26 protein-coding genes are annotated in these 22,700 nt (G+C 52.8%); 11 read left to right on the top strand and 15 right to left on the bottom strand.

What is annotated here, in order from left to right; translation table 11 throughout:
• The first annotated feature begins 27 nt into the window (after positions 1–27).
• The 6 genes from ACO0LL_RS27455 to ACO0LL_RS27430 all read left to right on the top strand — a co-directional run bounded on the left by ACO0LL_RS27455 (position 28) and on the right by ACO0LL_RS27430 (position 6,783).
• Positions 28–243, top strand: coding sequence for a hypothetical protein (locus tag ACO0LL_RS27455; protein ID WP_422953996.1), 216 nt, complete (start codon positions 28–30; stop codon positions 241–243).
• Between the two features lie 226 nt (positions 244–469).
• Positions 470–2,152, top strand: a complete 1,683-nt coding sequence (locus ACO0LL_RS27450) for a hypothetical protein (RefSeq protein WP_422953995.1) — start codon at positions 470–472, stop codon at positions 2,150–2,152.
• Positions 2,149–3,480, top strand: a complete 1,332-nt coding sequence (locus ACO0LL_RS27445; protein WP_422953994.1) for a radical SAM protein — start codon at positions 2,149–2,151, stop codon at positions 3,478–3,480. Before ACO0LL_RS27450 ends, ACO0LL_RS27445 begins: the two co-directional genes overlap by 4 nt.
• Before the next feature lie 31 nt (positions 3,481–3,511).
• The gene (locus tag ACO0LL_RS27440; protein ID WP_422953993.1) at positions 3,512–5,230 is read left to right on the top strand and encodes a ferritin-like domain-containing protein; all 1,719 of its coding nucleotides are present in this window, start codon (positions 3,512–3,514) and stop codon (positions 5,228–5,230) included.
• The gene (locus tag ACO0LL_RS27435; protein WP_422953992.1) at positions 5,227–6,297 is read left to right on the top strand and encodes an FAD-dependent oxidoreductase; all 1,071 of its coding nucleotides are present in this window, start codon (positions 5,227–5,229) and stop codon (positions 6,295–6,297) included. The genes ACO0LL_RS27440 and ACO0LL_RS27435 overlap by 4 nt, the downstream gene beginning before the upstream one ends.
• A 129-nt stretch (positions 6,298–6,426) precedes the next feature.
• The gene (locus ACO0LL_RS27430) at positions 6,427–6,783 is read left to right on the top strand and encodes a DUF1304 domain-containing protein (RefSeq protein ID WP_422953991.1); all 357 of its coding nucleotides are present in this window, start codon (positions 6,427–6,429) and stop codon (positions 6,781–6,783) included.
• A gap of 1 nt (position 6,784) precedes the next feature.
• Here ACO0LL_RS27430 and ACO0LL_RS27425 read toward each other — a convergent pair whose 3' ends face one another.
• The 5 genes from ACO0LL_RS27425 to ACO0LL_RS27405 form a co-directional block, all read right to left on the bottom strand.
• Complete coding sequence (locus ACO0LL_RS27425; protein WP_422953990.1) at positions 6,785–7,681, bottom strand: ion channel; 897 nt, start codon at positions 7,679–7,681, stop codon at positions 6,785–6,787.
• Positions 7,682–8,089: 408 nt separating this feature from the next.
• Complete coding sequence (gene ybeY / locus ACO0LL_RS27420) at positions 8,090–8,572, bottom strand: rRNA maturation RNase YbeY (RefSeq protein WP_422953989.1); 483 nt, start codon at positions 8,570–8,572, stop codon at positions 8,090–8,092.
• Positions 8,556–9,668 carry a PhoH family protein gene (locus ACO0LL_RS27415; protein WP_422954004.1) on the bottom strand — a complete coding sequence of 371 codons (1,113 nt, stop codon included), beginning with the start codon at positions 9,666–9,668 and terminating at the stop codon, positions 8,556–8,558. The genes ybeY and ACO0LL_RS27415 overlap by 17 nt, the downstream gene beginning before the upstream one ends.
• A complete protein-coding gene (gene miaB, locus ACO0LL_RS27410) occupies positions 9,665–11,005 on the bottom strand; it encodes a tRNA (N6-isopentenyl adenosine(37)-C2)-methylthiotransferase MiaB (protein WP_422953988.1) in 1,341 nt (446 codons plus the stop codon). Before miaB ends, ACO0LL_RS27415 begins: the two co-directional genes overlap by 4 nt.
• A gap of 80 nt (positions 11,006–11,085) precedes the next feature.
• Entirely contained in the window at positions 11,086–11,469 is a 384-nt protein-coding gene (locus tag ACO0LL_RS27405; RefSeq protein ID WP_422953987.1) for a hypothetical protein, read from the bottom strand.
• 202 nt (positions 11,470–11,671) lie between these two features.
• On the opposite strand from ACO0LL_RS27405, the gene ACO0LL_RS27400 reads away from it, so the two are divergent.
• The 4 genes from ACO0LL_RS27400 to ACO0LL_RS27385 all read left to right on the top strand — a co-directional run bounded on the left by ACO0LL_RS27400 (position 11,672) and on the right by ACO0LL_RS27385 (position 14,039).
• Entirely contained in the window at positions 11,672–12,181 is a 510-nt protein-coding gene (locus ACO0LL_RS27400) for a flavin reductase family protein (protein ID WP_162042452.1), read from the top strand.
• An 8-nt stretch (positions 12,182–12,189) separates the two neighbouring features.
• Complete coding sequence (locus ACO0LL_RS27395) at positions 12,190–12,453, top strand: SemiSWEET transporter (RefSeq protein ID WP_422953986.1); 264 nt, start codon at positions 12,190–12,192, stop codon at positions 12,451–12,453.
• 54 nt (positions 12,454–12,507) lie between these two features.
• Positions 12,508–13,587 carry a hypothetical protein gene (locus ACO0LL_RS27390; protein ID WP_422953985.1) on the top strand — a complete coding sequence of 360 codons (1,080 nt, stop codon included), beginning with the start codon at positions 12,508–12,510 and terminating at the stop codon, positions 13,585–13,587.
• A gap of 86 nt (positions 13,588–13,673) precedes the next feature.
• A complete protein-coding gene (locus tag ACO0LL_RS27385) occupies positions 13,674–14,039 on the top strand; it encodes a DUF4124 domain-containing protein (protein ID WP_422953984.1) in 366 nt (121 codons plus the stop codon).
• A gap of 103 nt (positions 14,040–14,142) precedes the next feature.
• On the opposite strand, the gene ACO0LL_RS27380 is transcribed toward ACO0LL_RS27385, so the two are convergent.
• The 8 genes from ACO0LL_RS27380 to ACO0LL_RS27345 all read right to left on the bottom strand — a co-directional run bounded on the left by ACO0LL_RS27380 (position 14,143) and on the right by ACO0LL_RS27345 (position 18,008).
• Positions 14,143–14,460 carry a hypothetical protein gene (locus ACO0LL_RS27380; protein ID WP_422953983.1) on the bottom strand — a complete coding sequence of 106 codons (318 nt, stop codon included), beginning with the start codon at positions 14,458–14,460 and terminating at the stop codon, positions 14,143–14,145.
• Positions 14,450–15,112 (bottom strand): hypothetical protein, encoded by a 663-nt coding sequence (locus tag ACO0LL_RS27375; RefSeq protein WP_422953982.1) that lies wholly within the window; start codon positions 15,110–15,112, stop codon positions 14,450–14,452. Before ACO0LL_RS27375 ends, ACO0LL_RS27380 begins: the two co-directional genes overlap by 11 nt.
• Before the next feature lie 482 nt (positions 15,113–15,594).
• Complete coding sequence (locus tag ACO0LL_RS27370; protein WP_422953981.1) at positions 15,595–16,092, bottom strand: hypothetical protein; 498 nt, start codon at positions 16,090–16,092, stop codon at positions 15,595–15,597.
• 4 nt (positions 16,093–16,096) lie between these two features.
• Positions 16,097–16,507 carry a DUF4259 domain-containing protein gene (locus ACO0LL_RS27365; protein WP_422953980.1) on the bottom strand — a complete coding sequence of 137 codons (411 nt, stop codon included), beginning with the start codon at positions 16,505–16,507 and terminating at the stop codon, positions 16,097–16,099.
• 89 nt (positions 16,508–16,596) lie between these two features.
• Positions 16,597–17,085, bottom strand: coding sequence for a hypothetical protein (locus ACO0LL_RS27360; protein ID WP_422953979.1), 489 nt, complete (start codon positions 17,083–17,085; stop codon positions 16,597–16,599).
• Positions 17,086–17,245: 160 nt separating this feature from the next.
• Positions 17,246–17,371, bottom strand: a complete 126-nt coding sequence (locus tag ACO0LL_RS27355) for a toxin-antitoxin system, toxin component (protein ID WP_422953978.1) — start codon at positions 17,369–17,371, stop codon at positions 17,246–17,248.
• Positions 17,362–17,688 (bottom strand): SRPBCC domain-containing protein, encoded by a 327-nt coding sequence (locus ACO0LL_RS27350; RefSeq protein WP_422953977.1) that lies wholly within the window; start codon positions 17,686–17,688, stop codon positions 17,362–17,364. Before ACO0LL_RS27350 ends, ACO0LL_RS27355 begins: the two co-directional genes overlap by 10 nt.
• 2 nt (positions 17,689–17,690) lie before the next feature.
• Positions 17,691–18,008, bottom strand: a complete 318-nt coding sequence (locus tag ACO0LL_RS27345; RefSeq protein WP_422953976.1) for an ArsR/SmtB family transcription factor — start codon at positions 18,006–18,008, stop codon at positions 17,691–17,693.
• 459 nt (positions 18,009–18,467) lie between these two features.
• Between ACO0LL_RS27345 and ACO0LL_RS27340 the strand changes: the two genes are divergently transcribed.
• Positions 18,468–21,197, top strand: coding sequence for a TonB-dependent receptor (locus ACO0LL_RS27340; protein WP_422953975.1), 2,730 nt, complete (start codon positions 18,468–18,470; stop codon positions 21,195–21,197).
• A 70-nt stretch (positions 21,198–21,267) separates the two neighbouring features.
• Here the strand turns inward: ACO0LL_RS27340 and ACO0LL_RS27335 are convergent, their stop codons facing one another.
• Entirely contained in the window at positions 21,268–22,080 is an 813-nt protein-coding gene (locus tag ACO0LL_RS27335; protein ID WP_422953974.1) for a transglycosylase SLT domain-containing protein, read from the bottom strand.
• 1 nt (position 22,081) lies between these two features.
• A complete protein-coding gene (locus ACO0LL_RS27330; protein WP_422953973.1) occupies positions 22,082–22,675 on the bottom strand; it encodes a hypothetical protein in 594 nt (197 codons plus the stop codon).
• Positions 22,676–22,700 lie beyond the last annotated feature (25 nt).

Raw genomic sequence — 22,700 nt, 5'->3', positions numbered from 1 at the left:
TTGTTTCAATCCTACAGAATACAACAAATGGCGGCTGTTTCCCAAATTTTGACATGGGCAGTTACAAAAACTATAGCAAAACATGCGCAAGCGCAGACCAAAACCCGCGAAAAACACCATTTGTCATCCGGCTGTCATATTGGCGGCCAGGCTGTGGATCAAGTTTCAGGGATACCGGGCGGCTGGCAAACTGGCTGCCGTGGTACAAAAACATCAATTAACCCAATGACAATAAAAGATTAAAAAAACAATTGCCTTTGGTTTTTCGACAACTTATGCTGGTGACTGACAAAGTGCAAGCTTAAGTGCAAGTACAAGCGCTACCGCCATCCACGCCTGCAAAAAATCAGCCCATCCTGCAAACATTGGCACTGGCGCTGGTAATTGCACTGACATTGAAATAACAGCAGTAATAGAAGCGGCAAAAGCAGTAGATGCGGCAACAGCCAATTACCAATGGAGAGTATCCATGTCAGCAATCATCCAGGCCATCTTTATCAATCCACCCATGGCAATTGCCCGCCTGGGTGGCAGCAGTACGCCGCAAGAAGCGTTCCAGTGGATACAAAATCCAGCACCGCGCGCCAATGCAGAAACCGTCATTGCCCCTGACTGGTCACTGCGCATCTTGCCTGACAGTTCAGTCGAGCCGTATATGCCAACAGAAATCAGCCTGCGTGATGGAGAACTGATCAGGCCTGTTGCGCCTTTCTTTGAAATCTGGGCAAGAATGGGAGAGCCCGGTTCGGCAGAAAGCAGCTGGACAGATGCACCGCTGACCCCAGCCCTGTTGAAGCGCTTCAAGATACCGCTTGCCAACTTGTCGCTGGAAGTGAATGCGCAAAACCACAAGGCGGCCCGGCGCGCCGCCAACCCGCTGTTACGCTTTGGTACCTATCCACCTGTAGTGGTAAGGGCAGACAATCATGCCAACACCCCTTTGCTGGCTGTCAGCCCACCCGCAACAGCCAACCCCATGATACCGGCGGGGCGCAATATCCCGCTGGGCAGCATACAGTTCTTGCTCAGCAAACCCCAACCCGCCATTGGGCCCAACAATGGCCCCAGTATTGGCCAGCCCTGGCTGGCAGCAGTCAATGTTGAGGTATTGCGCTTTCGCTTTACCCCGGCGCGGGGTCGCGTGTATGGCCCGCCAGATACCAGCCAGGATCACCAGCCACCCACGGGTGCTCCGGCACCACCGGTACTGGAGCCTTTCAACTTCCTAAACCCCAATGCTGGCTGGCGCGGTACCACGGGCACACAGGCATCTATCGTCAGCCCCTGGGACACCTATGATGGCGCAGATGATGGCAACGACAATGATGCCAATGACGAACTGTCGCTAGGTGTGGTTGATGATACCTGCGAAGCCAGGGTCAAAGTCACTTTGCGCTTCCCTGGTGCGGCTGGGCGAACCATCAGCACCACCGCCAATGTCTTTGTTGCCCCACCCGACTTTGCCCCGGACCGTAGGCCTTTCCTGTCCATGGCGGATGAAATCAATGACCGCAGTGCCGACATCGCCCAGCGTAATGCCGCCATGAGCACAGCCGAGCGCGAGCGCTGGGTAGAAGACCTGTTCGAGCGCGCTTATGAAACCCTGAGCCTGCTCAACATTGATTATTACCGCGAGCTGCGTGCCATGCGCTTGCCCGCCGGTGCACGGCGTCCCCAGCCCATACCCGGTGACAGCATGCGCCTGCCACTCAGGGCATTTGGTGCGAGTGACCCATTGCGTAATCCCGATTTCGCGCTATCCAATGGCAATACCGATGATCCCCTGCCACTGACCAGCCATGCTCGCTCGCGCCACCGCTACCTGTCTGACTTGCAGGCCCTGCATGATTTTGTACAGTTGCACCCCACCCGGCTGAAACAACTGATACGCCAGAGTTTTCACCTGAGATCACCAGAAACAGCCAATGCCACCAGCATGCAGATGCCGCCATTGATGCGCAACTCGAATGCCCTGCCGCTGACGCTGAGTACCTGGCAATATGATCTGTTGATGAGTTGGGTGGATGACATTGTTCAGACCCCCGTTACCTCACCGCTGGGTCGTTCTGCCCTTGTCGCCAGGCGCGCGGATGAAAGGCTGGATGAAATCCTCGCCGGCATGGGCACCGCTGCGCCTGGTGGCAAGCCATGAGTCTGTTACCGCTCCCGTCTGCGGCGCAGGCTCCTGGCAGTTACCGCTTCAGGTCCAGCCTGGGTCAGCATTTGCTGGTGGTTCAGCACAGCCAGATTTATGACCTGCCCGAACAGAAAACTGATGCTGATATCAGCCTCGATCACGCCCTCAGCCAGATGCTGGCGCGCACTCTGGACAATGAAGTCAGCCTCGACGCACTAAGCCTGCCTACCGTGCAAAGCCTGTCGCTGAATGTCAGTTCCAGTTGCAACCTCGGTTGCAGTTATTGCTATGCCAGCCAGGGTAATTTTGAGGGCAAGCAAAGCAAGGGCATGGACTGGGAACAGGCGCGCAGCAGCATAGACCGACTGCTGGCAGCCGCCAATCCACAAGCGCCGCTGACCCTGGGCTTCATAGGCGGCGAGCCCTTTGTCAACCGCGCCCTGATACACCAGTGCGTGCACTATAGTGCTGAGCTGGCACAACAGCGACAACTGGACTTGCGCTACTCCGTCACCACCAATGGCACCTTGTTGCGGCCTGAAGACCACGAACTATTGCGGCAACATCGCTTTGCAGTCACCGTCAGCATTGATGGCGGCAGTGTTGTCCAGAACCGCCAGCGCCCCATGCTCAATGGCAAGCGCGATTCCTTTGCTGCAGTCATCGAACACTGCCAGCCTTTGCTCGACCAACCCGGCATGTGCAAACTTGCGGCGCGCGCCACGGCCAACAGTCTCTCGCTTGACCTGGCCCAGCAGTTTGATGCCATTGCCGCACTGGGCTTTCAGGACATTGGTTTCTCACCCTTGCGCAGCGGTTCGGCACTGGCATTGCAGGAGCAAGACTGGCCAGTATATGAGCAAGCGATGATCAGCCTGGCCAGCAGTGAATTGCAACGCGCCTTACAGGGCCAGCAGATACGTCTGAGTAATTTCGCCACGGCCTTGAAGCAATTGCATGTCGGTGCCAGCAGCCCTTACCCATGCGGTGCAGGCGGTGGTTATTTTTCTGTTGCCAGCGATGGCGACTGGTATGCCTGCCACCGTGCGATTGGCAATCATGATTACAAACTCGGTGACAGGCACACGCTGGATGCCCCCAAACGCCTGCAATTTTTGCAGGAACGCCACGTCCATGCCCAGACCGATTGCCACACTTGCTGGGCACGCTACCTGTGTTCTGGCGGCTGTCATCAGGAAAAAGCCAGCCGCAGCCAGGCCTCTTGCGACTACATCCGTCAATGGCTGACTTTTTGCCTGCAGTCGTATTGTGAACTCAGTCAGGCCAGGCCGGATTACTTTACCCATTGCCTGCCGTCCTCACGTGCCAGCAAACCAGCATAGCCAGGAATATAAGGAACACAAGGAATATAAAATGAGCCTTCCCGACATCATCAAACTGGTCCCCCGCAATGCTGCTGCCCTGCGCCGCGCGCAGACTGCCGACAGCGCCATTAAACCTGTTGCTGGCAATCCCGTCTCTACCCGTCTGGAGTCTGGCGTCGGCAATTGCTACCCTGGTCTGGAAGCTGATTTGCGCAATCTGGAGAGACGTTTTTTCCCCTTCCTTGAAGTCGATATTGCCGATACAGAAATACGCATCGTGGCTATCGATAGCGCTGGGCTCACGGCAGCTACCCTACCAGATGCAGTTGCACAAAAATACCGCGACCTGGCGCTGGGCATCAGTCAGAATCAACCCTGCATCATTAGCAGGATCAACGGCAATTTCGGGCCATTTGGCAATCATGATCTGGCCATCGCCCAACTGAGCCCGCCAGGCGCAACTAGCACCAATGCAAGCGCCAGCACTGCGCCCCCGGACGCCTGGACCGCAATACGTCTGCTGCCAGAAAATACGCCCATCAGCCTGACGATACGGCTGGGTACCCGCAGCATCAGCCTGGAAGGCAGGCGCTCCGCCTACCTGAGTGGGACGGGTAGTCTGGCAGCCATGTTTGAACCCGGTGAACTCACGCAATCCCTGTGCAGCCCCTGGACCCATGATTTTCGCGATTGTGGCTGCTTTTACTGGGCCAGCAATCATCCCGACATTGCCCAGCCACCGACACCAGATACCAGTGAGCCCGGGGTACCATGGCTGGCGCCAGTGCCATGGGAAAGGCTGGACCGCAGCATAGGCAGCACGCCACCCTCACCGGCCAATACAAATACCCCCGAAGAACTGGGCCATTATGCAATCAACCATCAGTGGCAGAGCCTGAACTTTGTGCTGGAAGGCCGCGAAACCATACGCCCCTACAAGCCAGGCAAGTTCACCGCCGTCCCACTGGCATCAAGGGAAGAATTACAACTATACCTGCGTTATGCCGCCGGGCTGGAACTGGCAGCAATACAGGAATACCTGTCGGCAGCCTATTCGTTGCGAAGCCCGGCCAGCCTGCCAGCAGGCAGCTTGCGCAACCGGGTCACAGCCAGCTTTGCTGAACTCATGCGCATCGCCTATGGAGAAATGCGCCACCTGCGGGCTGTCAATAATGTGCTGCAAGCGCTGAACGGCCCGGCTTATACACCCGCCCTGCAAGTCGCCAAAACGATACCTGATGCCGCTGGCAATCAGCGCCCGCCACGTGCACGGATACTTGAGCCACAAGCCCTTCTGGATTTTCTGGCACTGGAGCAGGCCAACAGAGGTGCTGACGAATTATATGCACGCATCTATGCCACCCTGCACCAGCCAGGCTTTGGCAGCGATGCCGACTGCCAGAGCATACGTTACATCATGGCCGAGGGGCAGGACCACTTTGAAACCTTTGAGAACATGCAGGTTTGGCTAAGAGACTTCCAGCCGGGCCAGTATCTACACCAGCCCCTGGTGCAGGCACCGGCCAGCAACAGCAGCTACCAGGCACTGCAAAATGCCTACCGCAAACTACTGGAAAAACTGTACGCTGGTTACCAGGCAGGCATGCCGCAGGGCGCGGTGAATATCAACGCTGCCCGTGGTGACATGGTGGCTGCGAATGGTTTTGGCAGTGTTGCCAGAGCGGTCATCAATGCGGGTTTTTTGCTGTCTTTTGATACCATCAGTGATCCCCGCTTTACCCCTGTTGCACCGCCACCCGGCTTATGAAGCATTACCGTATTGCCGTGCTGGGCAATGGCCCGGTGGGCATACTGGCTGCCTTGCACGCAGTCAGGCAAGGCCATGGCCCGGTTTTGCTACTGGCGGCAGACCCACCTGTCAATGCTGACGCTGAAGGCGGCGACTACCGCATTGAGGCTGTCCCCGTCAGCCTGCTGGCATTGCTGCTCGAATATGGCATTCACCCCCACCTGATCGGGGCCGGTCAAACGCATGCTGTCAGGCAGATACAGTGGGATAGCAAAACCTGCATGTCCATGCCCACACCCAGGACCGTACATATCCACCGCCCGGCGCTGGAGCAGGCCCTTTGGCAAAAGCTGTTACAGGAGCCGCGTATCCACCTGCATCTGGGCGAACAAAGCCTGCAATTGCATGATGCCGGTGTTGATAGTATCAATGGCGACAATCCTAACAACTGGCACGCCGACCTGTTGGTTGATGCCAGTGGCCGCGCCGCCAGGACTGCCAGCAGCATAGACAAATCGCCGCAACCCTGGGTAGCCCGCCTGTTCACACTGGCTGGCAACACAAGGCCGTCCGGAAGTTTTCAATCTCATTTCCATTCTCACTTCAAGCTGGCAGCGCTGCCCGAGGGTTATGTGTATAGCCTGGCTACGCCCGAGGTACAAAATGTGGTTTTTGTAGGGCGCGGCAAGGCAGTCAAAGGCAGTGCAGAAGAATTGCAGCAACTCTTGCAGAGCACTCAGGCTGACTGGGTGCTGCAAAGCTTGCCTCAGTTGACAGAGTTTCATAGCGGCATGGCTCACCCAGTGTCGCTGCAATGGGCGGCATCTGAGCGTAGCGTGCTGATCGGTGATGCGGCGCTGGCGCGTGACATTCTGTCGTCCCAGGGCTTGTCCTGCGGCTTGTCAGAAGCACTGTGTGCAGCTGATCTGGGCACACCACAGGCCAGGGCAAATTTTCAGCAAAGGCAAACACAACAACGACAACTGCATGCGACGGCATTGCTGAACCAGATCAGGAGCTGCCTGTATGGCATGGAGACCGCCTGGCAAGACTATGCACAATTTATTATGCAGGCACGCACATAAACCGCCAAGACTGTCAGTTTCAACACTGTTTAAATCGCCGGGGATCAACTAGTATCAGGGCATGGAAAACAATCTCTACAATCTCTACAACCTCGACAACATCAATAACATAGACAAAAAGGAGTCCCCGTGTACCTCATCGCCAACATACTGACCGGCATCGTCGCCGCCCTGCATATCTACTTCCTGGTGCTGGAAATGTTCCTGTGGGATAAGCCCATGGGTTTGCGCACGTTCAAGAACACGCCCGAGAAGGCAGAGATCACCAAGGTGCTGGCCGCCAACCAGGGTTTATACAATGGCTTTTTGGCCGCTGGCCTGGTCTGGGGTTTGCTGATGGGTGGTCATGAAGGTTTTCATGTGAAGATTTTCTTCCTGACCTGCGTCATCGTGGCCGGTGCCTATGGTGCATATTCCGTCAGCCGCCGTATCCTCTACATACAGGCAGCACCAGCCTTGCTGGCTTTAGTGCTGCTGCACTTCTAAATCAGGCTTGCGGCACATCGACGATCTCTTCCGAATCATGAAAGCGGGTGTAGTGGATGTGCTGGACATTATCTGAATCGCGATTATTTTCAAACACATCGACATAGCGATGGTTCCAGTGTATCTGGCTGCAAGGGTAATAGTGGCGCGCCCTTTGCGGCTGGTTGGTGGTGTCATCGACCCCTTCTATGCTCAGTATCAGCGAAGCCCTGCATGCGTGCAGGGCTTCTTCATCCATGCCAAACAGCGGGCTGCTTTCATCAATGACGTGGATGACCGTCCAGCCCAGGATGAAGATGGGATGCTGCTCACGTTCCAGCTTCATGTCGGTGATCTTGCGAAAACTGCCCATATTGGCAGTGCTTTCATCCCGCATCAGACGTAGTTTGGCGGTCGCCTCACTGATGATATTCATGCGCGCATTAGCCAGGCGTATCAATAAGACCCGCTTGCCATCCATGATGTGACTGACAGGGTGATTCGCAAAAATAATGCTGGAACGCGGGCGCGAGAAACGCGCAAACATGACACCGGTAATCAGGGCCACACTGGCCATGCCGATAAAAATCTCCAGCGTGGCAATGCTGTGGCCATATATTGTCTGCGGGTGCATGTCGCCATAACCCACAGTCGCCAGCGTTTCCACACTAAAGAAAAACGCGCCAAGAAAACCATTCGGATGCAGGTTGCCTATCGGATTATCGCCCAGCATGAACAACGAGGCAAAGCACAGGTTCAGCACCAGGAACACCACCCCCACGCCCGCAAAAAACACTGGCCAGCTGGATGTCATCGCATAGTAGTAAATGTCTTGCCAGAACTGCGTGCGCAAACCATAGGCAACGACAGAACGACCACCCATGCTGATGCTGCGGCCATGTGGTTTTTGTTGGGTCATGTTGGGGGCTTTCGCTTGAAAATTTTTATCCTTGGAGAACCAGGAGGGTTCATGCTGGATATTTTTTTATTTGGCTTATATTGTCGTTTAAATTCGCTGGCATTGCGACGAATTATTGGTACACAGCGAACGCCGCTGGGTTCCTGCCTGCGCAGGAACGACGGAGTTTAGGTTTTCGGGAGAATACCGCAGCTTCTGTTCTACGAGTGAGGGATTAAGTTTGTATATAGTTAAACTCTGCCTGAATCCGCAATATGACCATCCTCAAATCCGTCGCTCCTGCGCAGGCAGGAGACCACCGGGCTGGCGCACCAGTGGCGTTTGTCGATCACTAAGAGATATATAGCGGGTTAGCATCAAAGCACTAAGATTTGCATACAGCCATTTAAATGACCTGATCAGGCTCAATTACTGATACGGATTCCCCAGCCCCATCTCCGCCAGTATCTCTATCTCCAGCGCTTCCATCTCCTCAGCTTCATCATCCTCTTCATGATCATAGCCCTGGGCATGCAAGACGCCGTGGACAATCAAATGCTGGGCATGTTCAAGCACGGTTTTCTTTTGCTCGGCCGCTTCCTTTTCCAGCACATCGGTACACAGGATAATGTCAGCCTGCGTTACCTCGGCATCTTCATCTTCGGTATAGGCAAAGGTCAGCACATTGGTGGCGTAGTCCTTGCCGCGATAATCATGGTTGAGTACCTTGCCTTCTTCAGCATCGACAAAGCGCAGGGTGATTTCTGCCGGGAAGAACAGCGCCGCCTGCACGGTCTTGCGTATTAGCGGACGGGTCAGCACATCTTGCAGGCGCTTGTCGGCATATTGCACTGACAGCGTCAGCTTGTGTTTGGAGACAGGTTTAACTTCGTTTTTACTTTTTGCGACCATGGTGAGCAGAGCTTAAAGGGGTTGCAGGTTTCAGCAAGCCGATGGCGGCGCTGTTGGCGGTGGCGTTGGCATTCGCGCTTTCGTAGGCATCGACAATGCGGGCGACCAGCGGGTGACGCACCACATCGACGCTGCCAAAATGGGTAAAGCCTATACCGCGTACACCATCGAGTACCTGGCAGGCATCGACGAGGCCGCTTTTCACATTACGCTGCAAGTCAACCTGGGTAGGGTCACCGGTAATCACGGCTTTGCTGCCAAAGCCTATGCGCGTCAGGAACATTTTCATTTGCTCTGGCGTGGTGTTTTGCGCTTCATCGAGAATGACGAAAGCATGGTTCAGGGTACGGCCACGCATATACGCAAGCGGGGCAATCTCGATGACCTGTTTTTCAAACATTTTTTGCGTGCGGTCAAAACCCAGCAAGTCATACAGGGCGTCATACAAGGGGCGCAGATAAGGATCGACCTTTTGCGCCAGGTCACCCGGCAAGAAACCCAGGCGTTCACCCGCTTCCACCGCCGGGCGGGTCAGCACGATGCGCTTGACGGCATCACGCTCCAGCGCATCCACGGCGCAAGCCACGGCAAGATAGGTTTTGCCCGTACCAGCCGGGCCTATGCCAAAGCTGATGTCATGTTCGAGTATGGTCTTGATGTAATGATTCTGATGCGGCGTGCGCCCGCGCAAATCGCTGCGGCGGGTTTTGAGCATCGGGCTTTCTATGTCGGCATCTTCTGGCAAGGGTGCGTCCACCGCGACGGCATAGGCAGGAATAACATCTTCCTGATCTTTGCCGGCCTTGCCTTTTTTGAGGCTCTTGCTGGCACGTTGCTCTACCAGGGCCAGTTGCACTTCATCGATGGTGATGATTTTTTTCGCCAGGCCATAGAAATGCTCAAGTATCTCTATCGCTTTTTCGGCATTGTGGCCACTGACGATAAATTTTTCACCACGGCGAAAGATCGTCACATCCAGTGCCGATGATATCTGCCGCAAGTTCTCATCCAGCGGCCCGCACAGATGTGCCAGGCGGGTATTGTCCAGTGGTTGAGGGATGAAATGTGCTACCGGCACGGGTGTTTTTGCCATTATGCTGTCACTGCCTCTTCGACGAGTTCGCCGCGTAAGGAATAATTATAGGATTCGGTAATGCGGGTATTCACCAGCGTACCGACCAGGTCTTTGGAACCCGCGAAATTGACGACGCGGTTATTCTCGGTGCGGCCCTGCAATTCATTCGGGTCTTTTACCGACGGGCCTTCTACCAGAATACGCTGCACCGTACCTATCATGGCATTGCTGTATTTCTTGGTATTGGCATCAATCACAGACTGCAAATGCTGCAAGCGGCGCAATTTGAGTTCTGCCGGTGTATCGTCAGCCAGATTCGCGGCTGGCGTGCCAGGGCGCGGGCTGAAGATAAAGCTGAAGCTGTTATCAAAACCGATGTCATTGATGAGCTTCATCAGCGCATCAAAATCTTCATCAGTTTCACCGGGGAAGCCGACGATAAAGTCAGACGACACAGAAATATCCGGGCGCACCAGTCGCAAACGACGCAGGACGGACTTGTATTCGATGGCCGTATAACCGCGCTTCATCGCCGACAAGATACGGTCAGAGCCATGCTGGGCAGGCAGGTACAGATGATTGACCAGCTTGGGCACCTTGGCATAACAGTCGATCAGGCGCTGGGTGAATTCTTTGGGATGGCTGGTGACAAAGCGTATGCGTTCTATCTGAGGGAATTCTGCTATATATTCGATCAATAGCGCAAAGTCAGCAATCTCGCCATCTTCCATAACGCCACGGTAGGCATTCACGTTTTGCCCCAGCAGGGAAATTTCCTTGACGCCCTGTTCAGCCAAGCCAGCCACTTCTGCCAGCACATCATCAAACGGGCGCGAGACTTCTTCACCGCGGGTATAGGGCACGACGCAGTAACTGCAATACTTGCTGCAACCTTCCATGATGGACACATAGGCACTCGCACCTTCAACGCGCGCTGGTGGCATGTGGTCAAACTTTTCAATTTCAGGGAAACTGATATCGACTTGCGAGCGGCCAGAACTACGGCGCGCATCTATCATCTGCGGCAAACGGTGCAGGGTTTGCGGGCCAAATACCACATCAACATAAGGCGCACGCTTGACAATGGCATCGCCTTCTTGCGAGGCAACGCAACCGCCAACGCCAATCAGCAGCTCTGGTTTTTTGCGTTTGAGTTCACGCAGGCGACCGAGGTCAGAAAATACTTTTTCAGATGCTTTTTCGCGCACGCTGCAGGTATTCAGCAAGATCACGTCAGCATCTTCGGGATTATCGGTCTTCACCATGCCGTCATTGGCATTGAGGATATCTGCCATCTTGTCCGAGTCATACTCGTTCATCTGGCAACCGAAGGTTTTAATAAATACTTTTTTTTGCATAATTTTCTACAAGCTCTACCTGCTCAAGGGACTGACATTGTCCATGCTGCCTTGCACTACTCCCCTGAGCCAGCGCTACATCACATGTTCGTATTTTTAAAAATTTGTGGCACCCATTCCTTGGCGGCGGGTAATACCCTTTTACGTTCAATCTCGGTCAATACCCAGATTTTGACAACGTCACCATAATTATCTTCCAGATAATTGATGATGACGTAATTGCCGGTAATTTGCGTAGGCGAGATAAACAGGTTCTGGTCATCATAAATACGCAAACCCGGTGCGGTGTTTTTGGCTTTACCATCAATCAGCACATCGGGATATTGCGACATATTCAATACGCCGCGCTTGGTATTCTCCGGAAAATTACGTTCATCCGGTATTTGTGCAAAACCTTGCAAACTCGTCATGGCCAGCAAGACTAGCATGAACATCATCATTACACGGCGTAAAGCCAGCAGCATAGGCATACCTCGGCACCTCTTGGTGGGGATTAAATTCAAAGGAATCAACTACTTAGGTCAAAACCTCGGGAAACCGGCAAGCCTGCAAGTTTAACACAGTCAGCGCCACACTTCCTATTGCAGCATAGCAGCACTTGCAGCCGCAACAAGCCAAAATGGCCCAAAATCTGTGATAATGGCAAAAAAAGAACGATGGAAACCCATGCACACCCGCTCACCCCGCTCTGAAAAGCGAGAATTTGATACCCGCCATTTCCGGGATGCCCTGTCGCAATTTGCCACTGGCGTCACTGTCATCACCACCCGTCTGGCAGATGGCCAGTTCCTGGGTTTGACCGCATCCTCCTTCAATTCTGTCTCGCTGGACCCACCTCTGATACTCTGGAGCCTGGGCACGGCCGCCAACAGCCTGCCCGTGTTCAGCGGCAATTCTCACTATGTAGTGAATATCCTGTCTGCCGAACAAGCCTGGCTGGCCGAGCAGTTTGCCAGCCGCAAGACTGACCGCTTTGCTGGTGTTGATTACACCCTCTCGCGCACTGGCCACCCCATCCTGACAGGCGCCTCTGCCTGGTTTGAATGCCATAACCGCAGCCGCTATCCTGAGGGCGATCATGTCATTTTCGTCGGCGAAGTCGAGCATTGTGAATTCACCAAACAGGCACCGCTGGTGTTTCATTCCGGCCAGTTCCTGCGTCCTACCAAAGAATAGATACATCCATGATCAGTATTTTGCCTGCCGACCTGGTCGGCTACTTTGCCGCCTGTCTGACGACGACCGCCTTTGTGCCCCAGGCCTGGCTGACCTGGCGGCGCAAACGCGCGGAAGGTGTCTCCCTGGGCATGTACATCATCCTCGTCCTTGGCATCACGTTGTGGCTGGTGTATGGCCTCATGCTCAGCGCCCTGCCCATCATCATCGCCACTATGATCACGCTCATGCTAGCCATGTTTATTCTCGTGATGAAGCTGGTCTATAAGTAGATTTCCGGCATCTAGCTTCGCACCCAGCCGCATATACACATCCAGGAAGACAGCATGTCTGATGACAACAATACGGGCGACAATACAGGTCACAATAAAAGTAATGATAAGGATATCTATAAAATCCCGGCTGCTGCCCGGCCCAAAATGCGCCTGTTTGCCGCCGTTGCGGCAGGTGTCATCTATGGCTTGCTGCTGCGCGTAGGCTTTGAACACAAGTCCCTGCATGCATGGTTGCAAATTGTTTCTACCGCCTTTTTGATCCTCGCTCCTTTCAGCGTCGGCGCAATTGCGGTCGTGCTGGCGGCGGGTAAATCCCATATTCATGTAGGCATGCAAGTCATGGTGTCCTTCATGTCGATGATGGCCTTTTTGCTGGCCATGTTCGTTTTCCTGCTGGAAGGTATGGTTTGCCTGGTACTGGTCTTCCCGGTCTTTGTGGTGGCGGCCATGATAGGCGGCCTGATTGCAGGTGCCATCCACAACCGCTTTCGCGCATCCAAAACCAGCCTGTATTCGTTTGCCCTGCTGCCACTCTTGCTTGGCCCGGTAGAAGCCAGCTTGCCGCCAGTACAAAGCGAGCAACTGGTCAGCTCTGTCATACAGATACAGGCCAGCCCTGAAGAAGTGTTTGACCAACTGGCCTCGGTGCAAAACATCCAGCCCGATGAACTCGGTTTTTCTTTCGTGCACCTGATAGGTTTGCCCAAACCCATCGCTGCCGACTTCACGGGCGCTGGTGTAGGCGCAGTAAGAACTTCGCGCTGGGAAAAAGATGTGCGCTTTGAAGAAATCATCACCACCTGGCAAAGACCCAGCACCATGCATTACCGCTTTCATATCCTGCCCGGTGGCATCCCCAAGCGTGCTCTCGACAGGCATGTGGAAATGGGTGGGGAATACTTTGATGTCATTGATGGAGGCTACGACCTGAAGGCAAAAGATGGTGGTACAGAACTGCGCCTGAGCACCCGTTTCATCAACAAGTCACAACTCAAGACCTACGGTGACCTGTGGGGCAAGATGGTGCTCAACGATTTTCACCAATCCATCCTCGGCCTAATGAAAAACCGGGCAGAGCAAAGCCATCATCAACAACAACTACAGCAGCAGCAGGCAAAAACAGCAGATTGATTGATATATTGGCGATTGCTTGAATCCCAGGCCAGGATGTGAGAAGCTTGGGCCTTGATTACGACCCGGACCCTGAGGCATCCTGCATGAAACTCTCACAGCTTTTATCTGCCGCCCTATTGTTGGCACTGGCAAATAGCGCATCTGCCCAAGTGCAAAGATGCGTCGATAGTGATGGTCGTGTGACTTTTACCGACAATGTCTGCCCTAAAACCAGCGTCAAGGAAAAGTCTGTCAAGGCCAACCAGAAATATGTAGGCTCAGAAAAAGTGCAGGAAACCAACTGGGCCGCAAAGAATGAAGCTTTTAATCAGCGCCATGCTGAGCGTGAGAGACGTGCTGACAATGAAAGACTGATCCATAATTTCATCACCACACCACTGCCACCTGGCGTGAAGTACCAAAGACTCACCACGTATTCTGACCGCCCATCGAAACTCGACAACAGATAAAACCTGGCTTGCCTGGTCAATGACTCAAACTTGATCAAGTCAAACCAAATTAAACTCAAACAAAAGCCCAGTTTGCAAACTGGGCTTTTTTGTATCTGCCGTGCTATTGCTTGCTACCTTCTTTCGCAGCCGGTTTTGCAGCCGGTTCTGCAGCCGATTCTGCAGCTGTTTTCGCAGTTGGTTTGACCACTACCTCTACGCCACGCGCACCATGCATGTCAGTATCGACCTTACCCGTTTGCAAGTCGTTCAAAGCCTGCTTCATGACTTTGCGCGGCGCGGTCTTGTCATCCGTGGTCTGATCACGTTCATGGGGTAGCAAAGCGTCATCGTCTTTAGCAGCATCGCTACGCTCTACCGCTTCAGCCGCATTGGTACGCTTGAGGTTTTTGTTATCGAGATTCACATGTCTAGTGTTCACGGCCATTCGCTCCCTGCTCTGCTGCTTGTTGAGCCACAGTAGGTGCAGAAGATACGCCAGACGCAGCAACCCCGTTTTCTGATGGCAAGCTGGCCGGGATCAGATTGGGCGGCATGCGTGGGTCAAAGTCTTTCCAGTCACCTTTACTGATAGTCCCCTCGCCCAGTTCTATCTGGTCTGCGCCAAGATCTTTGAGCATCGTGATGACGATTTGTTCAGTTTCAGGTTTGTTGACACTGACAGCCACAATCAGACCAGAACGGCGCACGCTTGCCGCATTTTCTGCATCATCATCGGAGGTTTCGCCCTTGTCCTTCATTTGCGACAGGCTGCCTATCAACGAGCCCACATGCGCCCCCACCATAGCACCCAAAGCAGTACTGACAGGGCCAGTGACTGGCGCACCTAGCAAACCCACAGCAGCACCAACCGCACCACCGGCAGCCGCACCACTGATTGCACCGCTACCCGCCTTGGTTGCTCCTGGCGATTCGTCACGGTCACCCCCGATAGGATACATGTCATGCTGCCCCGGAGGATTAAGATAAAAAGAACTGATCTGACCAGGCGCAAAACCCAGTGCCATCAACTGATAAATAGCCTTTTGCACCTGTTCCTGCTGCTCCAGCCGACCCGCGATAATATGTGTCATGATCATCTCCCATCCTGGTTGCAAAACCCTGCATCGGCCTTAGCCTATGAGGATGCTTGTTAACAGGATAGTGCGATACCGTAAAGCTTTCTGTACGCTGGCGTACGCAAGCATCTGTACCGGCAATGAGATATATGGCAACAGCTAAGTGATTCAGTCACTCTTTTATTAACTAAAAAACCTCTTCAGGGCATCAATCAAGGCACCAAAACCAGTATAGACTTCTGTACCCTTAGGGAAAGGTTTGGCCTGTTGAGACTGCGGCAATACCGGCGGTGCATCAATGAATACAAAAAAACAGGCCCAACAAATGGAATTGCAGCAATCAGCATGAGCAGGCACTTGTACCAGGCCAGCCCCGGCCTGCGCAAGACCATGCTCCAGATTTTGATGGTGGCGCAAAGCGATACAAACATTAAAACTGCAAATAAAACTGGATGGCTGCTCATTTTCTCACGACTTTTTTCTTGCTATCAATAACGTCAAGCACTCAGGATTGGTGCTATCTCAGCACGAAATTCAATTTTAGACTTTTCTGCTGCATCAATCAGGTAGCTACCGAGCGCAGTGCTTTGATCAGGAAGGCAACTCAATGAAAAGAAATCATGATGAAAATCTTCGATAGTCATATTCATATAAGCATTGTGTACACTGTAAGCATCCATGACATCGACTAGCTCAGCTTCAAACTCCGCTAAAGATATTTTCCCTTCCTGAACTCCCAGATACGAAAAGCCCAGTAAAAGTGACACATAGCGTTCGTTAAAAATGACATGCTGGTCCCTCATTTGTTCCCGTAAAATATTCTGCGCCTCATCTGCAGTTTGGCACGCAGCCAGTTCAGTGAGCCAAAATTCTGGCATTACTTCAAGCTCACTTGCCACGCTTGCGAGATTGTTGATCTCTGCAACAGAGACATACTTTGACTCGACGAGAGAAAAAATCAGCAACAAAAAATTCTTATTTTTATCTTCATCCATAACATCAAAAATTCACCCGCCCCGCCAGCTCCTGCACCGACGCCGTCCATTCATTCGACAGCTTGGAATCTTCCCAAAGTTCCTTGAGTTCAGATTCATCCCCCAGGATTCTGGCAATCACCTGATGGGCTTTCTCGACCAGTTCCTTGCCCGGTACCAGCTTAGATTTTCTGACCCATTTATCGACGCTTTCACTGTACGCATTACGCATGCCCCAGTTGCCCTGTAATCTGGCAATCACTTCGATAGCGGCAATCGCCTCTTCTGCATCAGAAGCATCAATATAGCCATCGCCTTCCTGCAATATCTTGTCCAGCGTTTCTTCTACCAGTGACAGATCATTACAGTCTTCAATGGCATAAGCCCAGTCACATGCAGTATCGTTTCCAAAAGAATCGGCAGCCCAGGCACCCATATCAGTTCTCCTAAATTTGAAATACTCACCGGAAGGCAAAACTACCCTTCTGTTAAAAAAATCAGGTTGCGCCAGGGGGGCTCAACACATCAATCCTCATCCGCCTTGCGCACATACACTCCTATCAAACCCAGCACACCAAAAAACACGCAGAGCAAATGCAGGTACATCAAAGGGATGATTTCATACAAGACATTCTCATCACTATAAGGGTACAAGGGCCGTATGTCTGCATGCATGATGCTGTCGAATACCACATGGGACAAAGCACCAAGCAAGGCGCCAATGCTGACCTGCAGCAGCGTCAGTTGCTGCCAGTGATAAAAATTTGGCAAATAAAATCGTCGTGCGCACCAGCGTGCCAGCAGGAAAAGCAAAACCGTAAAACCCGCCATCAAAGGCGCACCAAGATAGGTATGGAAAAAAGCATGCACAGGGAATCGCGCATGCATGAGGTTATATACAGACTCCACATCAATGAACACATTCACGGCAGCGAAAGACAAAAAACTGACGTGGCGCGGCGCTGCCGCCTTGAGGGCAGCACCGAGACCAAAATGAAATGGAGTAACCGGCATGAAAGATGTACGCTCCTGCGCAAAGATAATCAAGCAGCAGCATACGATGAGCAGGGATGATGGTCAACCAGACAATATCAGACAATATCAGACAATATCAGATACGATCAGGCTCTATCAAGCGATAAAGCCAATATTGCGCAGACCTGCAAAAACCAGCTCAGTAATCGATGCCGCGCCCGGTTTCGAGCAAGGATTTGAGACTGGACAATACCAGCGGCCAGCCAAAGCTGATGCCACGATGTACTTCAGGGCTAAGTTCTTCATGCGTCACCGTCAGGCGCACCAGTTCACCGACTTGGGATCGCCCTTGTCAATATCGATCGCCAGTTTTGAGTGTTTGGCCGGGTCTGCCACATTTGCAGGCCCCACCCAGGTCAGTGCCAGACGCTTGCCGGGTATGCATTCAAGCACAGTGCCCACATGCTCTACCGTGCCTTTGCCATCATCCTTAATATGCTGCCAGCTTGAACCTGGTGTCCAGTCAGAGACGATTTCGCTTTTCCAGAATTGCCGGGTCAGCTCACCGTCCATCAAGGCTTGCCAGACTTTCTCGGTTGTCGTGGCGATATAGGTCACATAGACAAACTTCTCTTGGTTCATGATCACTTCCTTTCCAGTTTGGTTTTGAGGTCGTGCATGGCCTCAAGATGTGGTCGTTCAAACTTGCGTATCCAGCGCTCATAAATCTCATGGATAGGGACAGGGTTGAAGTAATGCAGCTTCTCCCTCCCCTGCCGCTCGACAGAAATCAGATTTGCCTCTTCCAGCAAACCCAGATGCTGGGTCACCGACTGCCGCGCCATATCCAGCTCATTGCACAGCTCACCCAACGTCTGCCCATTTTTTGCATGCAAACTGTCGAGCAATTTGCGACGGCTGGGGTCAGCCAGTGCCTTGAAGACCTTGTCTATTTCTGTCATTGATGTATGGCACCCGAAAATTTTTAAAGACAGCCTGTATGCAGCCGGAACTCAATAAATGCAGGCAAATACCTGCATGAATTCATTATAGGCAGGCATTTACCTGCATGTCAATCATGGTCATGATAAATATCCTGGCCATGTCAATTTTGATTAATGGCTCCGCCTTGACGACGAAGTGCGCTTAATCCCTCTTGCTGATTCCCATAGTGGTCTGCCAACCATGCATTCCCCTCTGTCGATTTTTCAAAACAACCCCGTTGTTTTGCAACATCAGGCCGTTCTTGACTAATTTAAATGATAGCGGTACCATTTATTTGGTAGCGGTACCAATAATGATGACAATAATGCTGAAAATGCTGAGCACGAACTGCCAGTTTTTTTTACACATCAGGTAATCGCTAGAGGGTAGTCCGCCTTCAACAGGACACAATAAAAATATATTATCTGGAGACAACAATGCAACAACTCACCACCAGGAGGACACCGCTCAGTGTCGCCGTCGCCCGCGCATGCTTGGTTGCCGGTGTTACTGGGATGGTCGGCATGATCGCCGCGCCAGCCATGGCGCAGCAAGCTGAAGCTGCCACCGCGCCGGCGACGGTAACCGCGCCGCCCAAGAAGGAAGCCAAAGAAGAAATTCAGGAAGTAAAGGTCATGGCCACCCGCTACTCCACTTCCCTGCTAAAGACGCCGCTGGCAGTATCGGCCTTCACGCAAGATGCGCTGGATGCAAAAGGCATCACCAACCTGCAGCAGTTATCGAATGAAATGCCGAATGTGCAGTTCAACGACAACAATAACTCCAGCGCGGTGCAAGTGACGATACGCGGCATCAGCTCTGACAACTTCACCGAGATAGGCGATACCTCGGTAGGCCTGCATGTGGCTGGGCTATTCTCACCCAGGCCACAGGGTGCACAGGCACTGATGTTTGATGTTGAGCAAGTGGAGATATTGCGCGGCCCGCAAGGCACTTTGTTTGGCCGCAATTCTACCGGCGGCAGTATCAACATCATCCCCAGCAAACCAGAGTTCAATGCCTACTATGGCAAGACTGCGCTGGAACTTGGCAGTGCCAATTTGCGCAACCTCAGCATGGTACAAAACCTGGGCATCAGTGACCGCTTTGCCCTGCGTGCCGCTTATTCCAAACTCACACGCGACAGCTTCCTCACGCAATTACAAGACTTTACTGGCTACAAGAAAAACGGCTTTGATGGCACGCCCCTGGTTGATCAGCGCTACAACACCAAAGTAGATCCTGCCCATGCGTATAACAACCGCGACCAGTGGGCAGGCCGCCTGATGGCGCGCTGGCAGGTGCACAAGGATGTGGAGATTCAGCAAACCCTGGAACGCTACCAGAATTCAAATGCAGGCTTCACCAGCCAGCGCGATTGCGCCCAGGCTGCTGGCACCCGTTATGCATGCAAGTTGCCGGAGGACACTATCGTCATCAACGTGCCGGGCATGACCGACATGACGATAGATACCTACCGTACCAACGTCAAATGGAAGGTCAGCGACAACACGACGATCGATTACGGTTACGTGCGCTCAATACAAAGACGCCAGAATCTGCATGATGACGATGGCGGTTTCCACCCCGTTGATGTAGCCACCGGCACACCCATCATCACCTACCAGCTCCCCGTCACCAAGACTTCAGGCGACCCTGGCATTTATCCTGTCATCGATAATATGTCGTATATCCAGGCATCCAAATTTGTCTCTAATGTACATGAGCTGCAGCTCAAACAGCAGTTTGGCAATGTGAAGTATGTAGGCGGCCTGTTCTGGATGCATGAGACCAATAGCATAGGCGCAGGTTACGAGCGCAATACCAATGGCCCTTACGCCGCCCCTGCCGCCGTTTTTTATCAGCAGGATAAACGCGAGATAGATTCCAAGGCACTGTTCGGCCAGGCAGACTGGACCTTTAAGCCCACATGGACGGCAACCTTGGGCATGCGTTATACCAAAGACGTCAAGAGCGATACCGGCGGCAAGACCTATGGCGATTATTCAACTGCAGCATCGAACCAGAACTTCTTTTACCTAGGCCAGTACAACCCAGGCATTGCAGGTGTCACGCCTGGCTGGCGCCCACATAATGGCTACGACCTGACCCCGGCGATGGGCATCTTGAATGGCCCGGCTTCGTTGGCAGCCTGGGGTGCTGCAGCGAATAATGATCATAAAGAGAGCTGGAGCAAGATGACTTATCGCCTCGGCCTGTTGAAGCAGATTGATCCCAATAACATGGTCTATAGTGCGTTCTCCACTGGCTATAAATCGGGCGGTTTCCGCGACAAGACTGACTTGTGTGGCGGGCGTATCTGTACCGATGGCACCAGCCCGAATTATTCCTTCCTGCCCTATGGCCCTGAGAACGTCAGCAATCTGGAACTGGGTTACAAAGGCAATTTGCTCGACAACAAACTCAAATTCTCATCGACCCTGTTTTACCAGCGTTACACCGACATGCAATACACCGGCACGAATTATTACGCCAATGTCGCCTTGCCTGTGGGTGGCTGCCCTGCAACCAATATCAGTTGCAACATCATTACCGGCCAGCGCACCATCAATATAGGTCGCGTCAATATCAAGGGTCTGGAGCTGGAATGGGATTACCGCCCATGGAAAGGCGCACGCTGGAATGGCTTTGCCAGCTATATCGATGCAAGCATCCACGACTTTGACAACTGGAATGATCAGTACGCCTGCGCCGCCCGCCTGGAATTCAATTCCACCAGCAAATGCCCGGATACTTATCGCGGGCCAGTCGCACGCTGGGTAGGCATACGCCCGGTCAACCTGGAAGGCAAGACCCTGCCGCGTACACCGCGCCTGAGTTTTGGCTCAACTTTTTCACATGACTTTATGCTGGCGAATGGCTACAAAGTCACACCAAGGTTCAGCGTCAAATGGCAAGATAAAATCTATTTTGACATGTTGAATTTTGAAGACCCGCATGTGGGCACTTTCCAGAAAGCCTATGCCAAAGCGGACCTCGCCTTGCGCATTGCCTTGCCGGGTGATGACATCGCGTTTGAAGCTTATGTCCGCAACCTAACGGACACACGCGCCAAGACCGGCGGCTTTCAGGCCACGACGGGTGTCATGGCAGCCTCTTACATAGACCCACGGGTATTTGGCATGCGCGTCACGCTCAATTACTGATCGTGTACATATAATGAAATATGCCGGGCGCTGACACTCGCTGCTACTGTCGCCCGGCATGGTTTTCAAGCTATTGCGGTTTGACAGTCTCTTTCTTCACCGGCTCTGGCACCCGCATCATCATGCGGCTGGAGGGTGAATCCGTACCCATCAGCATGTTCCAGTTTTTGTCGGCATCCTGCCCCGCCTTGTTCAACAGCGGGATAGATGACAATACATCGCCAGATTTTTTTGGTGTTTCTGCTTCTGGTTTGGTGGATTTAGCTGGCTCTGCTGTTTCACCAGGCTTGGCGGGCGTTGCGGGTTTGACGGGTGCTGCTGGGCCCGGGCCGTCCCAGACTTTGTTGGTCAGGTCTTTGTCATACTGCGTTGCATGTTTGTCGAGGCGCGTCAGCAATTTATTGTATTCTGCCGGGTTGGTATTCCAGGCTTTGTAAATATCGCCGACATCATCAGAACCGGCGACCTTCTTTTTATCCAGATAGACCGCGATGCCAAAAGACACATTCGATGCCGTGTTGAATCTGTCGTATTTGTCGGCCACTTCATAGCCACCTATGCGCTTGGTGCCGCTCAGCCTTTCTGTTGCATCTTTGGCCGTGCTGTCGGTAATCGCAAACACGCCAGAGGCAGAAGACTTGCGCGAAGTCGTTGCGGCGTCAGGATTGAAGCCAGACTCCACCTCGGCCAGCGCCAGCAAATTGGCAGTGTCCTTTTGTGACAGATTGGCTTTGCCCGCCTGCTGCACAATTTCTTTTTGCACTTCAAACTTGACGTGATCATTGGCATCACCCCAGGTACGGCTGTCGCCCTGAGAGTCCGCCGTCAGTGGATCGCCGTTATGGCTGAAGTTCTTGGTTTTATGATGCTTTGCGCCTGTCATCTTATTTCCCCTCGCGCTGTATGCGCTTTACTGATACTTTTTCAATTTCAGTGAAACGTCCATTGTCATCCAGCACAAAACCGTGCTTTTGCAGAACATTGCCGGGTAAGGCCTTGGGTTTGAAATTCGTTGCACCAAATTTTTCGCGGCTGGAACCAAGGAAAACACCCGTCTCAGAAAAATAATCATCCCACTCGCAAGACTTGCAGTTACCGAGGTTGGTGGAACTCAACACGATCTTGCTTCGCCCCTTGTCTTCTTTACCTTTGTCCCCTTTACCTTTGACGCAAGCCAGTTGCGTAATCAGTGAACGGTCTTTCAGGTAATCTTCATACAGATAAAGTTTTTCAGAAAACTTGTCTGTACCAGACTGGCGCAGCTTCACCTTTTGCAGGAAGCATGCCCCATCCAGACGTTCATTCGGTTCGCAATAGGTTTCAACAGTGACATCGAGCCCATCACAATGCAGGCTGGCTTCAGTGATATAGGTAGTTGATTTGGCCGTCACTTGCGCATTGACAATAGCAGGCAACAAGACCGCCCCAAGGACAAGACTGCTCAACAAACGAAAACTGCCAGGAAAGTAGTTATTCATAGGCATCCACTTCTTGAAGTATGCG

The sequence above is a fragment of the Undibacterium sp. TC4M20W genome (genome assembly GCF_049340245.1).
In the GTDB taxonomy this organism is placed as follows: domain Bacteria; phylum Pseudomonadota; class Gammaproteobacteria; order Burkholderiales; family Burkholderiaceae_D; genus Undibacterium.
Note: the sequence above shows the minus strand (reverse complement) of the source record. Positions and strands in the feature narration are given on the sequence as shown.

What these genes read in the sequence shown, in the direction of transcription:
- ACO0LL_RS27375 (WP_422953982.1), bottom strand. Translation starts at nt 15,112, where the DNA reads ATGACACATATTATCGCGGGTCGGCTGGAGCAGCAGGAACAGGTGCAA.
- ACO0LL_RS27340 (WP_422953975.1), top strand. Translation starts at nt 18,468, where the DNA reads ATGCAACAACTCACCACCAGGAGGACACCGCTCAGTGTCGCCGTCGCC.
- ACO0LL_RS27370 (WP_422953981.1), bottom strand. Translation starts at nt 16,092, where the DNA reads ATGGATGAAGATAAAAATAAGAATTTTTTGTTGCTGATTTTTTCTCTC.
- ACO0LL_RS27445 (WP_422953994.1), top strand. Translation starts at nt 2,149, where the DNA reads ATGAGTCTGTTACCGCTCCCGTCTGCGGCGCAGGCTCCTGGCAGTTAC.
- ACO0LL_RS27425 (WP_422953990.1), bottom strand. Translation starts at nt 7,681, where the DNA reads ATGACCCAACAAAAACCACATGGCCGCAGCATCAGCATGGGTGGTCGT.
- ACO0LL_RS27390 (WP_422953985.1), top strand. Translation starts at nt 12,508, where the DNA reads ATGTCTGATGACAACAATACGGGCGACAATACAGGTCACAATAAAAGT.
- ACO0LL_RS27405 (WP_422953987.1), bottom strand. Translation starts at nt 11,469, where the DNA reads ATGCTGCTGGCTTTACGCCGTGTAATGATGATGTTCATGCTAGTCTTG.
- ACO0LL_RS27365 (WP_422953980.1), bottom strand. Translation starts at nt 16,507, where the DNA reads ATGGGTGCCTGGGCTGCCGATTCTTTTGGAAACGATACTGCATGTGAC.
- ACO0LL_RS27435 (WP_422953992.1), top strand. Translation starts at nt 5,227, where the DNA reads ATGAAGCATTACCGTATTGCCGTGCTGGGCAATGGCCCGGTGGGCATA.
- ACO0LL_RS27335 (WP_422953974.1), bottom strand. Translation starts at nt 22,080, where the DNA reads ATGACAGGCGCAAAGCATCATAAAACCAAGAACTTCAGCCATAACGGC.
- ACO0LL_RS27360 (WP_422953979.1), bottom strand. Translation starts at nt 17,085, where the DNA reads ATGCCGGTTACTCCATTTCATTTTGGTCTCGGTGCTGCCCTCAAGGCG.
- ACO0LL_RS27400 (WP_162042452.1), top strand. Translation starts at nt 11,672, where the DNA reads ATGCACACCCGCTCACCCCGCTCTGAAAAGCGAGAATTTGATACCCGC.
- ACO0LL_RS27385 (WP_422953984.1), top strand. Translation starts at nt 13,674, where the DNA reads ATGAAACTCTCACAGCTTTTATCTGCCGCCCTATTGTTGGCACTGGCA.
- miaB (WP_422953988.1), bottom strand. Translation starts at nt 11,005, where the DNA reads ATGCAAAAAAAAGTATTTATTAAAACCTTCGGTTGCCAGATGAACGAG.
- ACO0LL_RS27350 (WP_422953977.1), bottom strand. Translation starts at nt 17,688, where the DNA reads ATGAACCAAGAGAAGTTTGTCTATGTGACCTATATCGCCACGACAACC.
- ACO0LL_RS27395 (WP_422953986.1), top strand. Translation starts at nt 12,190, where the DNA reads ATGATCAGTATTTTGCCTGCCGACCTGGTCGGCTACTTTGCCGCCTGT.
- ACO0LL_RS27450 (WP_422953995.1), top strand. Translation starts at nt 470, where the DNA reads ATGTCAGCAATCATCCAGGCCATCTTTATCAATCCACCCATGGCAATT.
- ACO0LL_RS27440 (WP_422953993.1), top strand. Translation starts at nt 3,512, where the DNA reads ATGAGCCTTCCCGACATCATCAAACTGGTCCCCCGCAATGCTGCTGCC.
- ybeY (WP_422953989.1), bottom strand. Translation starts at nt 8,572, where the DNA reads ATGGTCGCAAAAAGTAAAAACGAAGTTAAACCTGTCTCCAAACACAAG.
- ACO0LL_RS27330 (WP_422953973.1), bottom strand. Translation starts at nt 22,675, where the DNA reads ATGAATAACTACTTTCCTGGCAGTTTTCGTTTGTTGAGCAGTCTTGTC.
- ACO0LL_RS27345 (WP_422953976.1), bottom strand. Translation starts at nt 18,008, where the DNA reads ATGACAGAAATAGACAAGGTCTTCAAGGCACTGGCTGACCCCAGCCGT.
- ACO0LL_RS27455 (WP_422953996.1), top strand. Translation starts at nt 28, where the DNA reads ATGGCGGCTGTTTCCCAAATTTTGACATGGGCAGTTACAAAAACTATA.